Genomic DNA, 17,657 nt, shown 5'->3' with positions numbered 1-17,657 from the left:
TATGACAAAGCAGAACCAAACTCCGTCCAATTGGGCCCACCTTCGAGATATTTTTTTACTTCCGTTTACTGTTACGATCATTCTACCGGCTTTGTTCTTTCATTCTCCTCAGATATTTATTTTTAATAATTGGATCTTACCGATCCTATGTTTCGGATTTATAGGTCTTGGGCTCTCTTTATTATTTATTACGATTTCTTTATTCAAAAGATTGGGAGAAGGTACCCTCGCTCCTTGGCAACCTACCCAAAAATTGATCATAGCAGGACCTTATAAATATTGTAGAAATCCTATGATCACCGGAGTGTTATTCATTCTGATCGGGGAATTCTTCTTATTTCTTTCTTATAATCATTTGATACTCATCGTGTGCTTTTTTACTGCCAATACTCTCTACTTTATATATAGCGAAGAACCCAGGTTGGTTTTACGATTCGGACAGGAATATACGATTTACAAACAGAACGTTCCTAGATGGATTCCTCGTTTAAAACCTTATACTCCCAAAAGTTGACTTTCTTTTTTTAAAAAATCTATCTTTGAACTGCAGTATTGGTTTATTATAAATCGAGTAAGTCACTTGATTTTTGGACGGACGTCCTATAAGATCCTTCTTTATGAAATCGGATAAATCCGAAGTATTAAAAGAATTTCGCACTCTTCCCGGAGTGGGCAAAGTAATTGCAGAGGATCTTTGGAATCTCGGAGTTCGCAGCAAAGCGGAACTCGCAAAATTAGATCCTGAAAAATTATACGAAGAAATTTGCGATTACCAAGGCACTCGAGTAGATCCTTGTATGCTGTACGTATTTCGTTGTGCAGTCTACGTTTCCGCAACCCCCGATCCTGAACCTGAAAAAATGAAATGGTGGTTCTGGAAGGACAAACAGCTTGTCTGATTTGATCTTATTTTTTAGAAAAGAATTCTCTTTTGATTGAAGGATGTTTTCGGATCAGATCCAAGGATTTTGCTATCAGTATCTTACCTTCTTGAGTATGATTCCAAACATTTAGTCCGGATGGATGAGGCAAAGGGATCCAATCTATTTCCACTCCGTAAAAATTCTTTTTGAACTTCTTGCCGATGACCTCGTCCAGTTTGTACTTTTTATTCTCTACCAATTGATCGATCGCCAATTTGCCTATGGGGATGATAAGTTCAGGTCGATTGAATTCAACTTCGAAGCGCATGAATTTGGAACAATTTTCCACTTCGAAAGGATTCGGTTTTCTATCTCCGCTTTTTGCTTTGCCTGGGAAACATCTACAAACCGCGGCCATATTCACTTTAGATCTGTAGATCTCTTCTTCTATTCCAATGGAAGAAAACCATTTGAATAAAGTTTTGCCCGCAGTGTAAGCGAATGGTCTCCCGAATTTTTCTTCGTGGATACCCGGAGCCTGGCCTATGCTCATAATTTTTGCGCCGGGGATGCCGCCATGTACAGGTTTGCCCACCATGTCCGGACAAAGTCTGCAATGAATTAAGGTATCTAGATGTTTTTTGAATTTTTGGGAATCGTTCATCGCCAACTGGTCAAGGCGCTAAAAGTTTCCAAGCCTCTTTGGAAGTACTTCCTACTCGGATCAGGCTTTTTAATTTGGTAAGTTCCAAAATTTTATTCACTTGAGAAGAAGGAGAGAATACTGCGATTCCACCCTTGCCGCTCTTGACTAGTCTGGAATGTGTCGCCATAAAAACTCCCAGTCCGGATGAATCTATATACTTCACATTTTCCATATTCACTAGAAGATAAATGAATCCTCGATCGAGTAGATGAAAGAATCTTTCTTTCATGATCTGGGCGGAATATAAATTAATCTCTCCGGAAATTTTAACAACCACTGCTTCCTTAGGAAGACCATCTGGAATATTATCCTGATCCAGAAATACACCTAACTCGGGTGCGTCATGATCGAAATCTTTACTGTCCAGGTTCCAAGGAGTGTCTGCCATAGTTGTGGTCGCTTATTTTTACCGAATGCGAAGACTATCGAAGTACTAGCGGTTTCTGCAAGGATTTTATCCAGTTTTTTCCATACTCTCGCGAGAAGCATGTATTGTTCCAACTTGTAATTCAAAAAGATATATCTCTTAAGGGTCTTCTCTTACACCTTCAGAGATAGAGAATTTATAGATCTTTGCGTTTAGTCCGAATTTTCGGAAATATTCCTTTTCGAATTCGGAGAATAAAGAAGAAGATCTGCCTTCTTTGTCCAGAACTAGGACACAACCTCCGAAACCTCCTCCTATCATTCTCGCTCCTAATACATTTTCAGAACGGAACCATTCTACGATAAAATCCGTTTCTTCGCAGGAGACTTGAAAGTTTTTGGAGAGAGACTCATGGCAAGAAAACAATTCCTTTCCGACCTTCTCCGCATCTTTATCCTTTAAGGAGCGGATAACGTTTTGAGCCCTGGATCTTTCTCCCAAAATATGAGTGGCTCTTTTGAATTCGTTAGTAGTCAACCCTGCTTTTTCTATTAGTGAGAAGTTTGCCTGGCTTAAGGTCCGGACTTCAGGAGAAATTTTATTACATTTTGAAGTTGCAGACTCCACTTCTTTTCGTCTGTCGTTGTATGCGCTTTCTTTCAGACTATGTGGGACTTGAGAATCGATCAGATAGAATTCGTAACCAGGAAGATCCAAACTATGATACGAATATTCCAAACTTTCGGTATTTAGAGAGATACAAGTAGAAGGTTTAGCAACAGCGATCACGAACTGATCCATGATCCCACAGTTAACTCCTACAAAATGATTCTCTGCTGCTTGTGAAAGTAATGCGATCTTTTCCAGAGTGATGTCCCAGGAAAAAATTTTAGAAAGTGCAAATGCGATCCCGACTTCTACAGCTGCGGAAGAAGAGAGCCCGGCACCTTGGGGGATATTGCCTGTAAAGGCGAGGTCGAAACCTTCTACCCTTAAACCTAATTTAAGTGCTTCTGAGACAACTCCTAAGATATAATTTGCCCACGGTTTTTCTTCGGAGTAGATCGGATCTTTTGTTACAAGTTCGGATTGGAAATCCAAAGAATATAATCTGAAAAGTCCGAGTCCGTTAGTCCGAACCGCAAAATTGGTTCTGAAATCGATTGCAGCAGGAAATACCAAGCCTCCTGCGTAGTCCACATGTTCCCCTATAATATTCACTCTGCCAGGAGCGGAGAAAAAACGAACGGGGCCAAGGCCTGGTTCATCCGGAAAAATACTGGAAAGAGAAGAGGATAGATTCTCTCGGATGGAAAGAGTCATTCTGGAAAATAAAATCTAAGACTTAAATACTTACAAGGGATTTTGGAAAATTAGAACATTGAATTCTTTCGTTTTTCCTTGCTATTCCAATTAACATAAGTAATTTGTCTCGGATGTCCTGTTTTGAGGAATATTGGTGGCCTTTTCTTTAGAAATAAACGATAGATTTGCCTCGGAGTTTGCAGATCCCAAAACCTTCGAACTCTTATTAAAAGAGTCAGGTACTGCATTACAAAATCTTCTGTCCGGAAAATCTCCAGGCTCAGAATTTTTAGGTTGGGTCCAACTTCCCCGAGAGATCCAAAAATCAGAATTAGAAAGAATTCATTCCGAGGCGCAAAGATTTAGAAAACAATCCGAGACGATCGTTGTGATCGGGATCGGCGGTTCATATCTAGGAGCTAAGGCCGTTATCGAGGCTTCCAAACCTTATTTCAAAACTCCAAGTTTGGGATCTCCTGAGATCGTTTATGCGGGACATCATTTAGACGCGCGTTATCATTCTGAACTTTTAGAATATTTAGAGAATAAAGAATTTTCCATCAATGTGGTTTCCAAGTCTGGAACTACTACCGAACCTGCTTTGGCATTTCGTTTGCTTTGGGATCTGACCAAAAAAAAGTATGGGGCCAAAGCAAAAGATAGAATAGTCGCAACAACTGATAGCTCCAAGGGTGCATTACGCAAGATGTCGGATGAGCTGGGATTTACGACCTTCTCTATTCCGGATAACGTAGGCGGGAGATATTCTGTCTTAACGCCTGTCGGACTTTTTCCGATCGCGGCTTCAGGAGTGGATATATTCTCTTTTTGCAAAGGATTCTCGGAAGCTTCAGACTTTCTGATCTCAGAAACTTCTCCGCATAAAAATACTGCCTGTATTTATTCCGCTTATCGAAATTTATTTTATAGATCCGGAAAGAAGATAGAAGTCATCGCTAATTATAATCCTTCTATCCGCACTTTAACCGAATGGTGGAAACAATTGTTTGGAGAAAGTGAGGGCAAACAAGGTAAGGGTATTTTTCCTGCTTCTGTGGAACTCACTACCGATCTACATTCTCTCGGGCAGTACCTACAAGAAGGGGAACGTAATATTTTTGAGACAGTACTTTATTCTAAGAATACCGGAGCAAAGGTTTTGGTTCCCAAGGATGGAGACGATTTAGATGGGCTGAATTTTTTAGCTTCTAAAAACTTGGAAGAAGTGAACTTACAGGCTTTTCTTGGCACTTTAGTAGCGCATTCTGAAGGCGGGATACCTTGTTTGGAGATTTTGTTTCCGGATACAGGTCCTAATAGCCTAGGCCAAATAATGTATTTTTTTGAGCTCGCCTGCGGTATTTCGGGGAATGTACTGGGTGTAAACCCATTCGATCAACCTGGGGTAGAAGCCTATAAAAAAAATATGTTCGCATTACTGGGAAAACCAGGTTTTGAAAATTTAAGAGAGTCCCTTCGCAAAAAAGGAGTCTAAACAAAAAGAATCTCTAAAAGCTTGACAGAGATTCGTTCAGGTTTCGGATTAGATCAGTATGGTCCTAAGAGGAAAAAAACTAAGGTTCGTTTCGGCTTCCTTAGCCTTATTTACTCTACTATTCTTTCTACATTCTGGACCATCCAATAGCCCTTATCCCGGGAAGAAGTCCGACCAATCACAAACAATCATCGGACAAGAGACCGATATAGAAGAATTAAGCGATCTCGCCGAAACCTCCGATCCTTCGGAAACGGTTTTGGTAGATTTTTTAGCTTCTGAAATAAATACTCCAGGTCTCTCTAATTCAAATACTTCCCGCCAGGATAGGTTTCAATTCCAACACAATAAATTATTATCTCAGCATCTGCTGAATATCCCTCCACCTTCCATCTCTTAATCTAAGGTTTGAAAGCCGGTATGGCCTAGTCGTACTCCGCTTTCAGCTAAGCGTTGCCTAGTTTTGCGCTCAAAATAGAATTTTCGGAGATCACTTAGTAATATTTTCCCATCCAATATAGCACCAATTTAGCCGGTCCCGGGTTCTGGGCTTAGGTCCTTGCCGGGGACCGGTTTCTTTTTCAATCTCAGATCGATAAAAAAAGGCAGACAGAGGCCCCAATCTCCCGATACTTTTGCGGGGAGCCAAAACTCCATAAGCGGATGGAAATAGAATTAGCCAAAAAGGAACGTTTGATCCGTGCGATGGAACTCGGAAAAAAGATCGTTCTTCATGGAGTGGTGCTTTCGCAATATTATAAATCTAATGTGGAGAATTATCTCCGATTCTGTTTAGAATATTACCAAAAGACGGATATTCTTCCTCCTTCCCTTTCTCTCATTTATTCCCTATTAGAAATGGCTTTTAAAGAAAATTGTAGGAATTCCTACTATACTGAGAAGGGCTGGGATCCTCTTAGTTCGGAATCGTTAACCGAAAGAGAAGCTGAATTCGAAACTAATTGGGACTTCTCCGATCCATTAAAATTAAGGAACAGATTAAAAGAAGAAGGTTCTATCCTTAGGACCACGATCCACCACTCCGGTTCGGGAGTTTCTTTAGAGATTGCGAATTTAGCCCCCATTACTTCGGAAGCGGAAGAAGCTCTGACGGAATATCTTTCCAGAGCAAAGTCCTACCATGATCTTTCGGAATACTACGAAGATTATCCTTTCGATGAAGAAGGACGAGAAATAGGGATCGCATTAGCTATATTACAATTTAAGGAAATAGGATTGGATCCGAACCTTCTTAGATTCGATACTGCAGAAGGTGAGCATGTTTTTCGGTTAGAGATCGGTTTTAATGGGGAATATCTTTCTCTTAGGACCAGGTTGGAAAACGACGAAGATGTGAGACCTTTCAGATCTCATTCCCAAGCGGAGAAGGATGGAGAAACCATTTCTCCTTGGAAAATCTCAGTCTGCAAGATCTGTGGAAGAACTGTGGACGATCGGATCTTCTTCCATACTGTTCCTCCTGATGTGGTGGCAAAAGCAAAAGATCTTCCATTTACGGAAGAAGTTTGTGCTTGGTGTTTATCAGGCTATTTGAAGTTATAGATCTAACTTTCGGTCCTTCTTATATTATAAAAGTATGATTTCTTCCACTTATTATCCTCCTAAACCCATACGTCTTTCCGGGGATCGTGTTGAGTTGATCCCTCTTGGCTTGGAACATGCAGATGCATTGACGGAAGCACTTCAGGATGGAGAACTCTGGAAACTTTGGTACACGAATATTCCGGAACCGGAAGGAATGAAGGCCTGGATCCAAAAAGCGTTAGAAGAACAAGAAGTCGGGCTTTCTCTTCCATTTGCAGTGATCGGAAAGGAAGATTCAAAACTTTTAGGAACTACAAGATATTTGAATATAGAAAAGGATGCTCGCAGGTTGGAGATCGGAGCCACATGGTATCCTAAATCGGCCCAAAAAACTTTCGTGAATACGGAATGTAAACTTCTGCTATTGGAACATGCCTTCGAAACCTTAGGATGTATAGCGGTGGAATTCAGGACACATATTATGAATTTTACATCTAGGAAAGCGATCGAAAGATTAGGAGCAAAGCTAGACGGGGTCCTGAGAAACCATCGGATCAGTAAAAACGGCACTCTAAGAGATACCGCAGTTTACAGTATTACGAAAGAAGAATGGCCTACTGTAAGAGGGAATCTTTTATTTAAACTAGGAAAACCTCAGGTTTAAATAAACTTAATCTATCTCCAGTTCTCCAGTACCCCGTCTATCACACCGTATATTTGTGCCTCAGTTGGGGTGAGCCATAGATCTCTATCCGTATCTCTTTCCACAATTTCCAAGGGTTGTCCTGTTCTTTCAGAAACGATACGATTGATTTCCTTTTTGTCTCTTTCTATCATAGAAGCAAAGATCCCAATGTCCGTCGCCTTTGCTTGGTAAGTTCCAGGAACATGAGGTTGGTGCAGCATAATCCTGCTATGCGGGAATGCGAATCTTTTACCTTTTGTCCCGGAAAGAAGAAGTAATGCACCGAAGCTCGCGGCGAGTCCCATACAAACAGTGCTTACATCATTCGGTATCAGATCCATGGTATCTAAAATAGACATGCCGGAAGTATTTGCACCTCCCGGACTATTAATCACAAGAGTGATATCCTTTTCCTGATCTTGATTAGAAAGATATAATAAACGTTCTATCACATGTTTTGCAGAAGAATCATCTACCTGACCCCAGAGAAAAATTTTTCTTTCTTTGAGTTGATTATCCTCTAAACGAAGTCCCTGAAATTGGATCGGCTCAACTAAAGTATCAGTCATTCTATTCTCCAATCAGGAAGCGATTGCCATAGTTCCGTGTAGGACTTCCAACCAATCTTTTCTATCCGATTTATTCAAAAGTTGTCTGCGTAATAATTCCCTACTTCTTCTCAAACGGTTTTTTAAATTACCGATCGGGATCCCTGTCCTTTCGGTGATCTCTTCGTAACTCATCTCGCCGAAATATCTCAGGTTCAAAAGTTGTTTCTCTTCGTTAGGAAGTTCTTCTAAAGCATCTAAAACTTCCGTTCTCCAACTGTCTCCTGAACGAGGAGCAGCTCTGGTGATCTCAGGATTTAACTCTGTTCCGAGCAGATCTTTTTTTCTTAAGATACGATCAGAATGTTTCAGTACCAACCTTCTGAGTAAGAACGGAAACGCTTCCGGCTGCCTTAAAGATGGAAGAACTTTCCAAGCTTCTAAAAATACTTCTTGGCTCAGATCCTCCGCCTTGGATTGGTCCCGGATCCTTTTAACGGCCTGACTACTTACGTATTTTTCGAAACGGGTCATTAACTCCGTCCAAGCCGGTTCTTCTCCTTTGGAAGCTTCTGTGACTAGTACTTTAAAATCGCGCATATCTGTTAGAGGGTCCCAGTTTGCATTTTGGGGTGTACGGATCTAAACTATTTTTGCATTTTTGGGTCTCCTGACCCTGTTCTAGATGGGCCTGAATCGCGATGTTGGAGCTCCTACATGCCCTCGGACCGGATTGAATTTCTCTTTCTAAACTCTATCCAGTCGTTCGAAAGCCTGTCTGAGAAATCTGTATCCTTATATTTCTCGTAAAACTGCTTTTCTCCCACATCCAAAAGTGTTCCTGGGAAAATTTTTCCGCCTAGTTTGTTTTGGGCGGAAAGTTTACGAAATGTATCTGCGAGATCAAAAGGTCGGTTCGGTTCCAGGTAGGAAAGGCATTCCGCTTTCATCCAGGAAAGCCCGAGATAAAAGTAAGCTCCTGCGTCGAATCTAACTAAATCGTCTTTTAGGCTTAGTCCTGTATAGTTTGCATTTTCAGGAATTTTAGCTAAATATAATATACAATCGAACTTTTTTCGTTCTTCCGGACTCGGCCAAGGATTAAATCCAGGTTCCGGAAAAAGGATAAAATCAGGATTTAAAACCAGAAAGTCGTCCTGCAAATCCCAAAATCTTTCGATCCCAGTTCGGATCCCTCCTCCGGTTCCTAAAATTTCGGGAGTTTCCGAAGAAAAGTGCAATTGAAAGTCTTTAAAACCGTTTAACTCTCTCTGTATTTTTTCTCCAAAATAGTGCAGGTTTAAGATCCCGTCGTTTACTCCCCAAGATTTGGCATGAAACAGGGAATAATAAATGAGAGGGATATTATTTATTTTTAAAATAGGCTTTGGGAGAGACTTAGTCCATTCTCCCATTCTGGTGCCGAAACCCGCACATGGAAAAAATGCCTTCATTCTAGATTTTTTCCAAGAACATTGGATTCTCGGACAACTCTTTTTTTAACAGATGAAAGAATAGGAACAGTTGGTCCGGAAAAAGCCCCACTTGTACGATCTCTAGTAGATTATCTAAACAGTTAAGCATACTCTTCCTATACTTGTCCTGTTTTTTTTCCGCCACTAACATAAAATAAGATCCAAGTGCTTTGTAGGATCTTTGTAAGCATTGTAAATAATAACATTCTTTAGGTTTGGAAAACCTATTGCCACTCAGATTCAGAAAGAGTAGAAAAAGTCCTTGTCTCATTGCAAATGGGATCGGTCTATACGCATCGTATAACAGACTGGAAAGATCGTAAAACGGAGTTCCCATTCTTGCATCCTGAAAATCGATCAATGTCAATTCGCCGGAAGGGGACAGCATGATATTCCTAGCGTGAAAGTCCCGATGGCAAAATACCTTTTCTTTATATTCCGCTAAAAATCCAGAAGATTCTTCCAGAAAAAAAACTACCTCTGGTCTGAGTTTAGTCTTGAGTTTGAACATTTCGGAGAAATTTATATATGAAGAAAACGTAAACTTATTCTCGAAATTCAATTTTTCGTAATCAAATTCACGAGTGGAAACGGGTGGTTCTGGCCTGGTCTTTTGGAGAGAGACCAGTAATTCCAAAGATTTTACTAAAAAATTTCTGTATTCCGCATCTTCTTGGATGGAACTTAGGTCGGAGTTCCCTTCGTCCGACAGAAGCATGAGCTTATTGAACACGTCTGTCTTATATATTTTAGGGACCTTGAAGCCATGGTGTTCTAAAAAATGCCCCACTTCTTGAAAGTCATGTTGAAAGACTTTGTCTTTGCATAAGATCTTTGTGGCTCCGTCGGGATACGTTGCGCGATAATATCTGCGTGCGGAAGCTTCTGGGTTGAGTGAATCTATTCTTTCCGGGAATTTTCCGTCTATCGAAAGGAAGCGAAAATCTATCTCACTTAAAACTTCGTTCATAGCCAAGTATGGCTAGTTCTACAATTTGTCCGGAAAGACCAAGCGGAATTCGGTACCTTTTTCCGGCTCTGAATCGATTTCTATTCGGATCCCGAATACGTCTGCGATCTCTTTTGCGACGAACATCCCAAGGCCTGTACCTTGGCCGGTCTTTTTAGTAGTGAAGTAAGGTTGAAAGATCTTGTTCAAAATATCCTTACTCATCCCGACTCCGTTATCTCTGATCTTGACCATAGGATGATGGCTTTTTTCTTCTACCGAGATCTCTATTCTTCCTTTATTATCCGTAGCGTCTGCGGAATTTAAAAAGATATTAGAGAATAAAAGGCTCAATTGATCAGCGTTGGAATGTACCGGTGTTTTGTCGGGACTTCGATTAAATACGATCTCACAATATTTTAAACGAGTGGTTTTTCTAAAAACTTCTATGACCGATTCCACCACTTCGTTTAGATCCAAGGTTTCTTTATTTCTGCCTGAATCGCCGGGTTTTCCTAGCTGAAGCAAGTTAAAAGTTAGGTTCTTTAATTTTGTAATCTGGTTCCAAGTAACTAGAATTGCTTTGTCTTTGATGGGTTCATCCGCATCAGGAAGTCTTGCTACTTCTATAAAACCTTGGATAGCGGTGAGTGCATTATTGATCTCGTGACCAATGCTAGATGCGATTGTGGTTAGGAATGCTCTTCTTTCCGCATCGATCAGTTTTTCAGAGATAATATTCTTTTGAGTGATATCTCTCGCGATCCCGGTATAATAAGTTTTTCCATTCAGTTCGTATCTACATACGGAAATATCAAAATTGAATGTTTCTCCGTTTCTACTGACCAATTCCGCGTTATGTAATCTGGCGATATTGTGGTCGGACTTGCGGCTCATTAAATGAGCGATCCGTTCCAGATAGGCGTCCGTATTTTCCTCAGAGATCAAAAGTGTGATCTTTTGCCCTACAATTTCGTTCTCGTCATATCCGAAATTCCGGATCGTCGCTTCGTTTGCTCCTCGGATGATCAGATCTTCATCCAGAGTAATCACGCAGTCTCCTGTAGTTTCTAAAATGAGACTATTACGATAATTTAAATCTTTGGATTGTTGCGCTAGATGGGTTTTTTCCCTGACAGCCTTTATGATCTTTTTGGATTTTCTGTCTCTGTCTTCTTTTTCTTTGCGAGCATTCTCCAATGCAGCTAGAATATTTTGCCTGCTGACAGGTTTGGAAATATAATCGAATACTTTGTTTCTAAGGGCTTCTTCTGCAGTATGAAGCTGAGGGTTGCCTGTGATGAGTATGACCGGAATATTAGAATTATATTTTTTGATCTCTCTCGCGACTTCTATTCCGTCTTTGCCGCCCATTAGGATATCCGAAATTACGATATCAATCGCATAATCTCTCACGATCTTCATCGCGGATTCAAAATCTTCCGCGAGAAGAACATGATATCCTTCTCTCGAAATTACACGTTCCAAAGCGGTTCTGATTTCTGCTTCGTCGTCAATGATCAAGACGTTGGGACTTTTTTCCCTTATCATATATTTTTAAAGAATAAGTTCATCATATCTTTCCTACAGGCACTCGGACAGTGACTTTGGTACCTTGTCCCGGATTGGATTCCAAGTGAATGGTCCCGCCATGGTCGGTGATGATCCGCTGAGAGATGGTCAATCCGAGTCCAGTTCCCTGTTTGGTTCTCCTCGTCGTATACAAAGGTAGAAATGCCTTCTCTGCGACTTCGGCGTTCATTCCGGGACCGTTATCTTGAATGGTAAAACTCACCATCTCTCCGTTCAAATATAATTCTTTTCGTGCGGAAACTTGTATCAATGGATTAGCCGGTTTATGTTCCATTTCGGAAATTGCGTTAACTGCGTTAACTAGACAATTGATCAATACTTGTTCGATTTCCTGCCAAGCAACATGGATCTGAGGAAGTTCCGGATTAGTAACCCGTTTCAATTCGATTCCATTTTTTTTACAACTCACTTCGATGAGTTCGCAAGCTCTCAAAAGAATAAAATATGGAGAAACCAATTCTTTCTTTCTTGGAGCTCTTCTCCCCAGATCCAAAAGACCTTTGATCAGATCTCTGATCCGTAAGGCAGCACCTTCTATTCTCTTATAAACTTTTTTTCTTTCAATAGGATCGGGATCTTCATGTTCCAAAAGATCTTCCAGATACAACAAACTGGATTGGAGAGGGTTATTCACTTCGTGAGCGATACCTGCAGCGATCTCTCCGATAGATGCGAATTTTGCAGTCTCGTATAATTGCCTGTCCAGGATCTTGGTTTGGGTAACATCTGAGAATATCAACATCGCGGCAACCGGAAGGTCTTGGTATTTTTTGAGCGGAAGGAACTTTATAGAAAAGTAATTTTCTTCTTCTCCCAATAATACCATGGAGAAGTCGAAGTAGGTCGCTCTTTGAATGCGGATACATTCTTCTAATTTAACCAAGATACCTTTTTGCGCCTCTTCTGGGAAAAGGGAGGGGAACTCGTCGTCCACATCCACATTCAAAAATTGAAATAGGAAAAATTTCAGAATAGGAGCTACTTCCAGGACTTTTCCCTGAGGATCTAATATTACGATCCCGTTATTCATTGAGGCGAATAAGTTCCTAAGTTTCATCTCCGAAGCACGGATCAGTTCTTCATTCTTCTTCTGTTCCGAAATATCCAAAAGTAGTAAGATAGTACCGATCCTATTCCCATAATCATCTTTTAGGGAAGAAGAAGCTAATAAGAACGGAACCTCATGCCTGCCCCGGATCGTGATCCTGGTTTCCGCTCTGGAACCCAAAAGGATCATATCCATTGCTTCCGGTTCTAATTTTAGAAGTTCTCTGACCTGGACTCCAACTATCTCTTCTTTAGAAATTCCTAATAGAGCACTGATATTATTATTAACGTAAGTGATAAATCCTTCGTCGTCAGTGGATAAAAGAGGGACTTCCAGAGAGTTTAAAAGAGCGCCCTGGAATTGAAGTATTTTTGCGGTTTCTCTTCTTTGTTTTTCGATCCTAAGATATTGAAGAGAAGAAAGTAGATCCTCGACTATCTCGAAATATAGATAGTTCTCTCCGGAATCGAACGCCATATTCTCTCTAGAAATGATCTGGATCCCGCCTATAATTTTACCTTCTTCTCGAATGATCAGACTTAAGGACCTTCTGAAATCTTTTGCAACTAATGCTTCTTCCCATTCCGGATACACATTAGAGCCGAATTCATAAATATGGAATTGTTCCTTTCCTTCTAAAAGGGTTTCGAAAGGAGATTTGGATTTTTTTTCTTCCCAAGCAGTTTCTAAATTTTTTCTCCATTTAGAATCCAAGTCCGATTGGATCAGAATTTGATCTGTTCCATCTTCTCTTCTATAAAAACCCCAGACCAAACTATAATGAGGATTTTCTTTTAAGGTATCGCAGATCTTTTGAAAGAGTGTACTCTCCGAGCTCAACCGAAGTGATCTTAAATTTAGTTTTAAAAGCCTTAGAGTTCTTAATATACTCTGGAGATAATATAATCTGAGTTCAATCTCTCTGATCTCTGATCTTTGGTAGATATGAAAGATTAAAGGTGAATTCGGACTTTGGGAGAATGCATTGATCGTGAAGTCCGCGAGTAGAAGTGAGCCGTTCTTCTTTCTCAAATTCCAAAGAAGAGAGATGCCTAATTCTTCCGCTCCGTTCCCGTAACTTCCGATACTGTCCGGACGAGCGAGCAGGTTGCTAAGGCCAAGGTTTTTTAGTTCATCTGGATCATAACCTAGGATGGAACATGCCTTTGGATTCGAACCGAGTATACTATAACTCACGGGTTCTAAGATTAGAATTCCTTCCTGGGCGGGAAAGAAGGCCTTTTCTAATAGTAGAACTAATTCCCGATTCTTCATGAATTGTATATAATATCGGAATTCCGCATCGTAAAATTGATTTGGATTCCTTGCTAGATTCGACTAGAGAGGGAATCATTGACCCAATCTATGGATTTTGTATACGAACTTTTTCTTCGAAATTATACCTGGCAAAAAATTCGATTTATGGAGAAGGAGCTGGGCTTTCAGCGCCTTCGTCTCGACCTAGGCGGACATGAAATTTTCTTTTTGAAGAGACCTTCTGCCCAAGGATCCGGCAAAACTTTTTTTTTCGTCCACGGACTTCTGGATTCTGCCACAGGTTTTAGGAGACTGGCTCCTTTTTTACGAAAAGACTTCAATCTTTTGGTCCCGGATATTCCCGGTTTCGGGTTAAGTCCACTTCCTAAAGTGAAATATTTGTACCAAGTCGACGTATTTGCGGACCTTCTTTACAATTCGATCCGCAAACTCGCGTTAAACGATGTGGTTTTGGCCGGGCACTCTATGGGATCTTTGATCGCGATGATGATCGCCATCCGCGATTCTGAAAAAGAAAAAAGGGTCCAGAGACTTGTTTTGCTTGCGCCCGGTGGAATTCCGCATCCGCAAAGAGACGAAATGAGAAAATTACTTTTTCCTTCTAAAACAGAGGAGATCGAAAGGCTTCTTACTGCATTGTATCAGGAGAATGTTCCGGAATTGGGCGGTATCGCCAAAAAGGCCCTGCTTAGTCAGTGGAATAATTTAGCTCATCGGTTTTTAACGGAGAATACTCTGGACAGAGAGAAAGAAATTTTTCTAGGTAAAAAACTCTCCGCTGTTTCCCAAAAGTCTTTGATCATCTCCGGCACAGAAGATCCGATCACGGATCCTCCTATGGTGAAAAAATTACATTCTTATTTAAAGAAAAGTAAACTGGTCTGGATCCCTAACGCGAAACACGCTCTTCATATGGAAAGACCGAGAGAAGTCGCTGAAAAGATCAATTCTTGGCTTTGAAGATTAAAGTTAACAGATCTCTCCTCCTTGAATGGGGGAGAAGAAGGGCTGATGTCGAACTATATTTTAGGAAATAAATTATTTATTAATAAAATATAAAGCTCTTTTTAGTTATTTTCCCTTCGGAAATTCTATCTCTGAGTTTTAAAAGACAGACACTCGAACTGGAAAAAATCATGAAAAATTTCAGATAATATTGTTCTATAAAATAAAGACCAATTCTCAATCACACTTTATAAAATTAAAAAAAATCTTCCCGCCTTCGTCCGAGTTTTTTGAAAAACGAATATAGAAATTAGAATCAAAAAACCGTAATACAAGGAGCCGGCTGGCGGATAAAAAATGGAAAAAGTTAAAATCGCTATAGTTGAAGACAATTCCGAGTTTGCTCAGAACTGTGCAAACACTCTCTCTGTGATGGAAGAAGTGGATCAGGTGGAAGTATTTTCTTCTACCGAAGACTTGTCGCAAAATCATCAGAATAAATTTGATCTTGTATTTATGGATATAGTCCTTCCAGGTAAATCCGGGATCGATTATATAAAAGAAAGATCCGATCTGGATAACGACCCAAAGTATATTATGCTTTCTACGTTAGATACTGACGAAGCTCTGATGCAAGCTATGAAAGCGGGTGCAGTCGGATTCGTTCTCAAAAAAGATCTGAAAGACATAAAAGAAGTAGCGAGAATGGTAATGAAAGAAGGGGGAATACTTTCTCCTGGTGCTGCCGCTAAGGTGATCTCTTTTTTCCGAAAACCTCCAACTAAGGAAACACATTCTTTAACTCCGAGAGAAAAAGAAATTTTGAATCATATCATCAATGGTTATAGGACCAAGGACATAGCGCGTAACTTTGGAACGAAAGAGGGCACCGTTCGGATACAGATTAAAAGTATTTTTAAAAAATTACAAGTGAACTCGAGAGTGGATCTGGTTCGCAAATATTCTCGTTTCTGAAAACTTCACTAATCCAAAATGACTAATTTTACTGTGACAGTACACATTAGTTTTTGCGACGCGGAAAGATTAGTTTTATAGGAGTATAAAATAAAAACCAAGCTAATTTGAAATAATAGGGAAACTTGCTTTCACAGGATTGTTACTAGTGTATGGTATACGACATGATGGAGATCCGAGAAACGGAATGGTCCGAAGCTCTGGCTCGTCTCGCTGTAGTAGTATCCACTTATAAGCATGTAGGAAGTACTACGGATCAAGTCTTTCTGGCTTGCGAGTCTTTATGGGCAGACTGGGACGACTTCGAGCCTACTGGACCTGATTGGTTACAGGGTTTCGAGGAATCCATGGACGAGGGAGAAATGCAGTACGCTGCAAACTCCTTCTCTCAAGTAAGATCTTTATTGAGAGATAAATTAGACCAAGTCAATCATACATTTGAGAATGGAGAAGATTCCGCAATCGGTGGTATAATCTTGGAACTGTCCGATGGAATATATTCATTATTAAATGGACCGGAAGAACCTGATAAAACCGTCGAGTCCATACTTATAGAAGCGGAGAAACTTTTAGAGATACTTCTAGAATCCAACGATCTCAAGTTCCCTGAGGATGAAAATTTGTCTTCTATTGATCTGGATCTGATATCTGATCTGGGAGAAAGAGAAATTTTGAGAGAATTGATCTCCGCTTTCGAATCAGCTGTGGAATCCAAACAAAACGGAAAGGCGTTATATCTCTTAATGTCCAGGATCTTTATAGTTCACTGGAGTTTTTACAGATTAAGAGTAGCTTAATTACAAATCTCTAATTTTTCTTCGGTTTTCTTTTAGCTTCGAGTGACAGTCTTACTTCTTCCCTTAGATTTTCCGCCTCTAGCTGGGAAATTCCTACTTGATCCAGCATGAATGTTTCGAATTTTTTTCTCCAGAGTTCCAGTTCTTTTTCTCCCTTTAATTTTGGAACGTAGAATGGTTCGGAAATAAAGAACTCTGCTTTGGAGAATAATTTGGGGACAGGTGTTCTGTCCCAACTTTGTACGATCTTATAATGATCGTATTTGGCGTAATATGATAATATAGGGAATCCTGTCATGGATGCTAATTGTATAATCCCCGGTTTGAGAGTATAAACCGGGCCGGTAGGGCCGTCAGGAGTGATGAGACTGATGCTACCTTTTTTAGCGTCTTGGACCAAGGCTTTTAATGCAGCGGCTCCTCCTCTTTTACTGGAACCTCTTTTAGGCCTCATTCCGAAATGAGCGATCACTCTGGTGACCAATTCTCCATCCTTGGATTGGGACGCCATAGGGATCACTTCCAAGCCGAAACGTTTTACATAAAACTTATATGTGAAATCGATAATGAACGGGATTTGATTATGCCAAAGTGCTAGAACGAATCCTCTTTTTTGGAGTAGCAATTCTTCTGATTTTGGGGGGACATGGATCTTAGTCCACCTTACAGTCATATAAATAATTTTTAATATTATAGTGGCTATAAAGGAAGAAATTGCGATCTTCATCCTCGATTTCTCCCTTGGAAAAAGGGTAATAAAAATAGCCAGATGGAGGATAGTGCAAGCCCTATGCTGTCTTTGAAAACTTCGGAATCAAGGTCCGGTTTAGGATTGTCTAAGAAATTATAAAATCCCCAAACAAAATATCCTATGCCGATCGATTTTCCTAAACCGGCGATTAAGATCCTTCTGCCCGGATCATGAAAGAAAGAATACCATTCCGTGGAATACAAAAGACTCACGGTTAGATAGGTAGGGATCCAAACTTCAGGTTCGGATTTTATATAACTGTAACCTGCAAATACGATCCAGGTAATTACGGTCAGAAACCTAAAAAAACCGGACAGCTTCTTGTTCATGGT

General features: G+C 40.3%; 20 protein-coding genes. 9 read left to right on the top strand and 11 right to left on the bottom strand.

Going from position 1 to position 17,657, the window contains the following annotated elements; genetic code table 11:
* Position 1 precedes the first annotated feature (1 nt).
* Together LPTSP_RS11140 and LPTSP_RS11135 are read left to right on the top strand one after the other, a co-directional pair.
* On the top strand, positions 2–514 hold the full coding sequence (locus LPTSP_RS11140) for a methyltransferase family protein (RefSeq protein WP_108928827.1): 513 nt from the start codon (positions 2–4) through the stop codon (positions 512–514).
* 103 nt (positions 515–617) lie between these two features.
* Positions 618–899 carry a helix-hairpin-helix domain-containing protein gene (locus LPTSP_RS11135; protein WP_108929880.1) on the top strand — a complete coding sequence of 94 codons (282 nt, stop codon included), beginning with the start codon at positions 618–620 and terminating at the stop codon, positions 897–899.
* Between the two features lie 7 nt (positions 900–906).
* Here LPTSP_RS11135 and LPTSP_RS11130 read toward each other — a convergent pair whose 3' ends face one another.
* The 3 genes from LPTSP_RS11130 to galK form a co-directional block, all read right to left on the bottom strand.
* Positions 907–1,527: a uracil-DNA glycosylase family protein gene (locus tag LPTSP_RS11130; protein ID WP_108928826.1), complete on the bottom strand. Its 621-nt coding sequence runs from the start codon at positions 1,525–1,527 to the stop codon at positions 907–909.
* A 10-nt stretch (positions 1,528–1,537) separates the two neighbouring features.
* Positions 1,538–1,957: an STAS domain-containing protein gene (locus LPTSP_RS11125; protein WP_100767446.1), complete on the bottom strand. Its 420-nt coding sequence runs from the start codon at positions 1,955–1,957 to the stop codon at positions 1,538–1,540.
* 138 nt (positions 1,958–2,095) lie between these two features.
* Entirely contained in the window at positions 2,096–3,259 is a 1,164-nt protein-coding gene (galK, locus tag LPTSP_RS11120) for a galactokinase (protein ID WP_108928825.1), read from the bottom strand.
* A 136-nt stretch (positions 3,260–3,395) separates the two neighbouring features.
* Here galK and LPTSP_RS11115 point away from each other — a divergent pair, with 136 nt between their 5' ends.
* The 4 genes from LPTSP_RS11115 to LPTSP_RS11100 all read left to right on the top strand — a co-directional run bounded on the left by LPTSP_RS11115 (position 3,396) and on the right by LPTSP_RS11100 (position 6,945).
* The gene (locus LPTSP_RS11115) at positions 3,396–4,736 is read left to right on the top strand and encodes a glucose-6-phosphate isomerase (RefSeq protein WP_108928824.1); all 1,341 of its coding nucleotides are present in this window, start codon (positions 3,396–3,398) and stop codon (positions 4,734–4,736) included.
* A 58-nt stretch (positions 4,737–4,794) separates the two neighbouring features.
* The gene (locus LPTSP_RS11110) at positions 4,795–5,136 is read left to right on the top strand and encodes a hypothetical protein (protein ID WP_108928823.1); all 342 of its coding nucleotides are present in this window, start codon (positions 4,795–4,797) and stop codon (positions 5,134–5,136) included.
* A gap of 263 nt (positions 5,137–5,399) precedes the next feature.
* On the top strand, positions 5,400–6,299 hold the full coding sequence (locus tag LPTSP_RS11105) for a hypothetical protein (protein WP_108928822.1): 900 nt from the start codon (positions 5,400–5,402) through the stop codon (positions 6,297–6,299).
* Positions 6,300–6,333: 34 nt separating this feature from the next.
* The gene (locus LPTSP_RS11100) at positions 6,334–6,945 is read left to right on the top strand and encodes a GNAT family N-acetyltransferase (protein ID WP_108928821.1); all 612 of its coding nucleotides are present in this window, start codon (positions 6,334–6,336) and stop codon (positions 6,943–6,945) included.
* Positions 6,946–6,956: 11 nt separating this feature from the next.
* On the opposite strand, the gene LPTSP_RS11095 is transcribed toward LPTSP_RS11100, so the two are convergent.
* The 6 genes from LPTSP_RS11095 to LPTSP_RS11070 all read right to left on the bottom strand — a co-directional run bounded on the left by LPTSP_RS11095 (position 6,957) and on the right by LPTSP_RS11070 (position 13,854).
* Positions 6,957–7,535 (bottom strand): ClpP family protease, encoded by a 579-nt coding sequence (locus LPTSP_RS11095; protein WP_108928820.1) that lies wholly within the window; start codon positions 7,533–7,535, stop codon positions 6,957–6,959.
* 12 nt (positions 7,536–7,547) lie between these two features.
* A complete protein-coding gene (locus LPTSP_RS11090; RefSeq protein ID WP_108928819.1) occupies positions 7,548–8,114 on the bottom strand; it encodes an RNA polymerase sigma factor in 567 nt (188 codons plus the stop codon).
* A gap of 113 nt (positions 8,115–8,227) precedes the next feature.
* On the bottom strand, positions 8,228–8,968 hold the full coding sequence (locus LPTSP_RS11085) for an NTP transferase domain-containing protein (RefSeq protein ID WP_108928818.1): 741 nt from the start codon (positions 8,966–8,968) through the stop codon (positions 8,228–8,230).
* Position 8,969: 1 nt separating this feature from the next.
* The gene (locus LPTSP_RS11080) at positions 8,970–9,959 is read right to left on the bottom strand and encodes a phosphotransferase (protein ID WP_108928817.1); all 990 of its coding nucleotides are present in this window, start codon (positions 9,957–9,959) and stop codon (positions 8,970–8,972) included.
* An 18-nt stretch (positions 9,960–9,977) separates the two neighbouring features.
* Entirely contained in the window at positions 9,978–11,489 is a 1,512-nt protein-coding gene (locus LPTSP_RS11075; protein WP_108928816.1) for a hybrid sensor histidine kinase/response regulator, read from the bottom strand.
* A 22-nt stretch (positions 11,490–11,511) separates the two neighbouring features.
* Positions 11,512–13,854 (bottom strand): ATP-binding protein, encoded by a 2,343-nt coding sequence (locus tag LPTSP_RS11070; RefSeq protein WP_108928815.1) that lies wholly within the window; start codon positions 13,852–13,854, stop codon positions 11,512–11,514.
* Positions 13,855–13,944: 90 nt separating this feature from the next.
* On the opposite strand from LPTSP_RS11070, the gene LPTSP_RS11065 reads away from it, so the two are divergent.
* From LPTSP_RS11065 to LPTSP_RS11055, 3 genes are all read left to right on the top strand, one after another.
* Positions 13,945–14,817: an alpha/beta fold hydrolase gene (locus LPTSP_RS11065; RefSeq protein ID WP_108928814.1), complete on the top strand. Its 873-nt coding sequence runs from the start codon at positions 13,945–13,947 to the stop codon at positions 14,815–14,817.
* A gap of 342 nt (positions 14,818–15,159) precedes the next feature.
* Complete coding sequence (locus LPTSP_RS11060; protein WP_108928813.1) at positions 15,160–15,777, top strand: response regulator; 618 nt, start codon at positions 15,160–15,162, stop codon at positions 15,775–15,777.
* 164 nt (positions 15,778–15,941) lie between these two features.
* The gene (locus LPTSP_RS11055) at positions 15,942–16,574 is read left to right on the top strand and encodes a hypothetical protein (RefSeq protein ID WP_108929879.1); all 633 of its coding nucleotides are present in this window, start codon (positions 15,942–15,944) and stop codon (positions 16,572–16,574) included.
* Positions 16,575–16,584: 10 nt separating this feature from the next.
* Here LPTSP_RS11055 and LPTSP_RS11050 read toward each other — a convergent pair whose 3' ends face one another.
* Positions 16,585–17,301, bottom strand: a complete 717-nt coding sequence (locus tag LPTSP_RS11050) for a lysophospholipid acyltransferase family protein (RefSeq protein ID WP_108928812.1) — start codon at positions 17,299–17,301, stop codon at positions 16,585–16,587.
* Positions 17,298–17,654: a hypothetical protein gene (locus tag LPTSP_RS11045; RefSeq protein ID WP_108928811.1), complete on the bottom strand. Its 357-nt coding sequence runs from the start codon at positions 17,652–17,654 to the stop codon at positions 17,298–17,300. Before LPTSP_RS11045 ends, LPTSP_RS11050 begins: the two co-directional genes overlap by 4 nt.
* Positions 17,655–17,657: the final 3 nt, after the last annotated feature.

This window comes from Leptospira johnsonii (assembly GCF_003112675.1).
Lineage (GTDB): Bacteria > Spirochaetota > Leptospiria > Leptospirales > Leptospiraceae > Leptospira_B > Leptospira_B johnsonii.
This window is presented reverse-complemented; position numbering and strand designations above follow the sequence as displayed.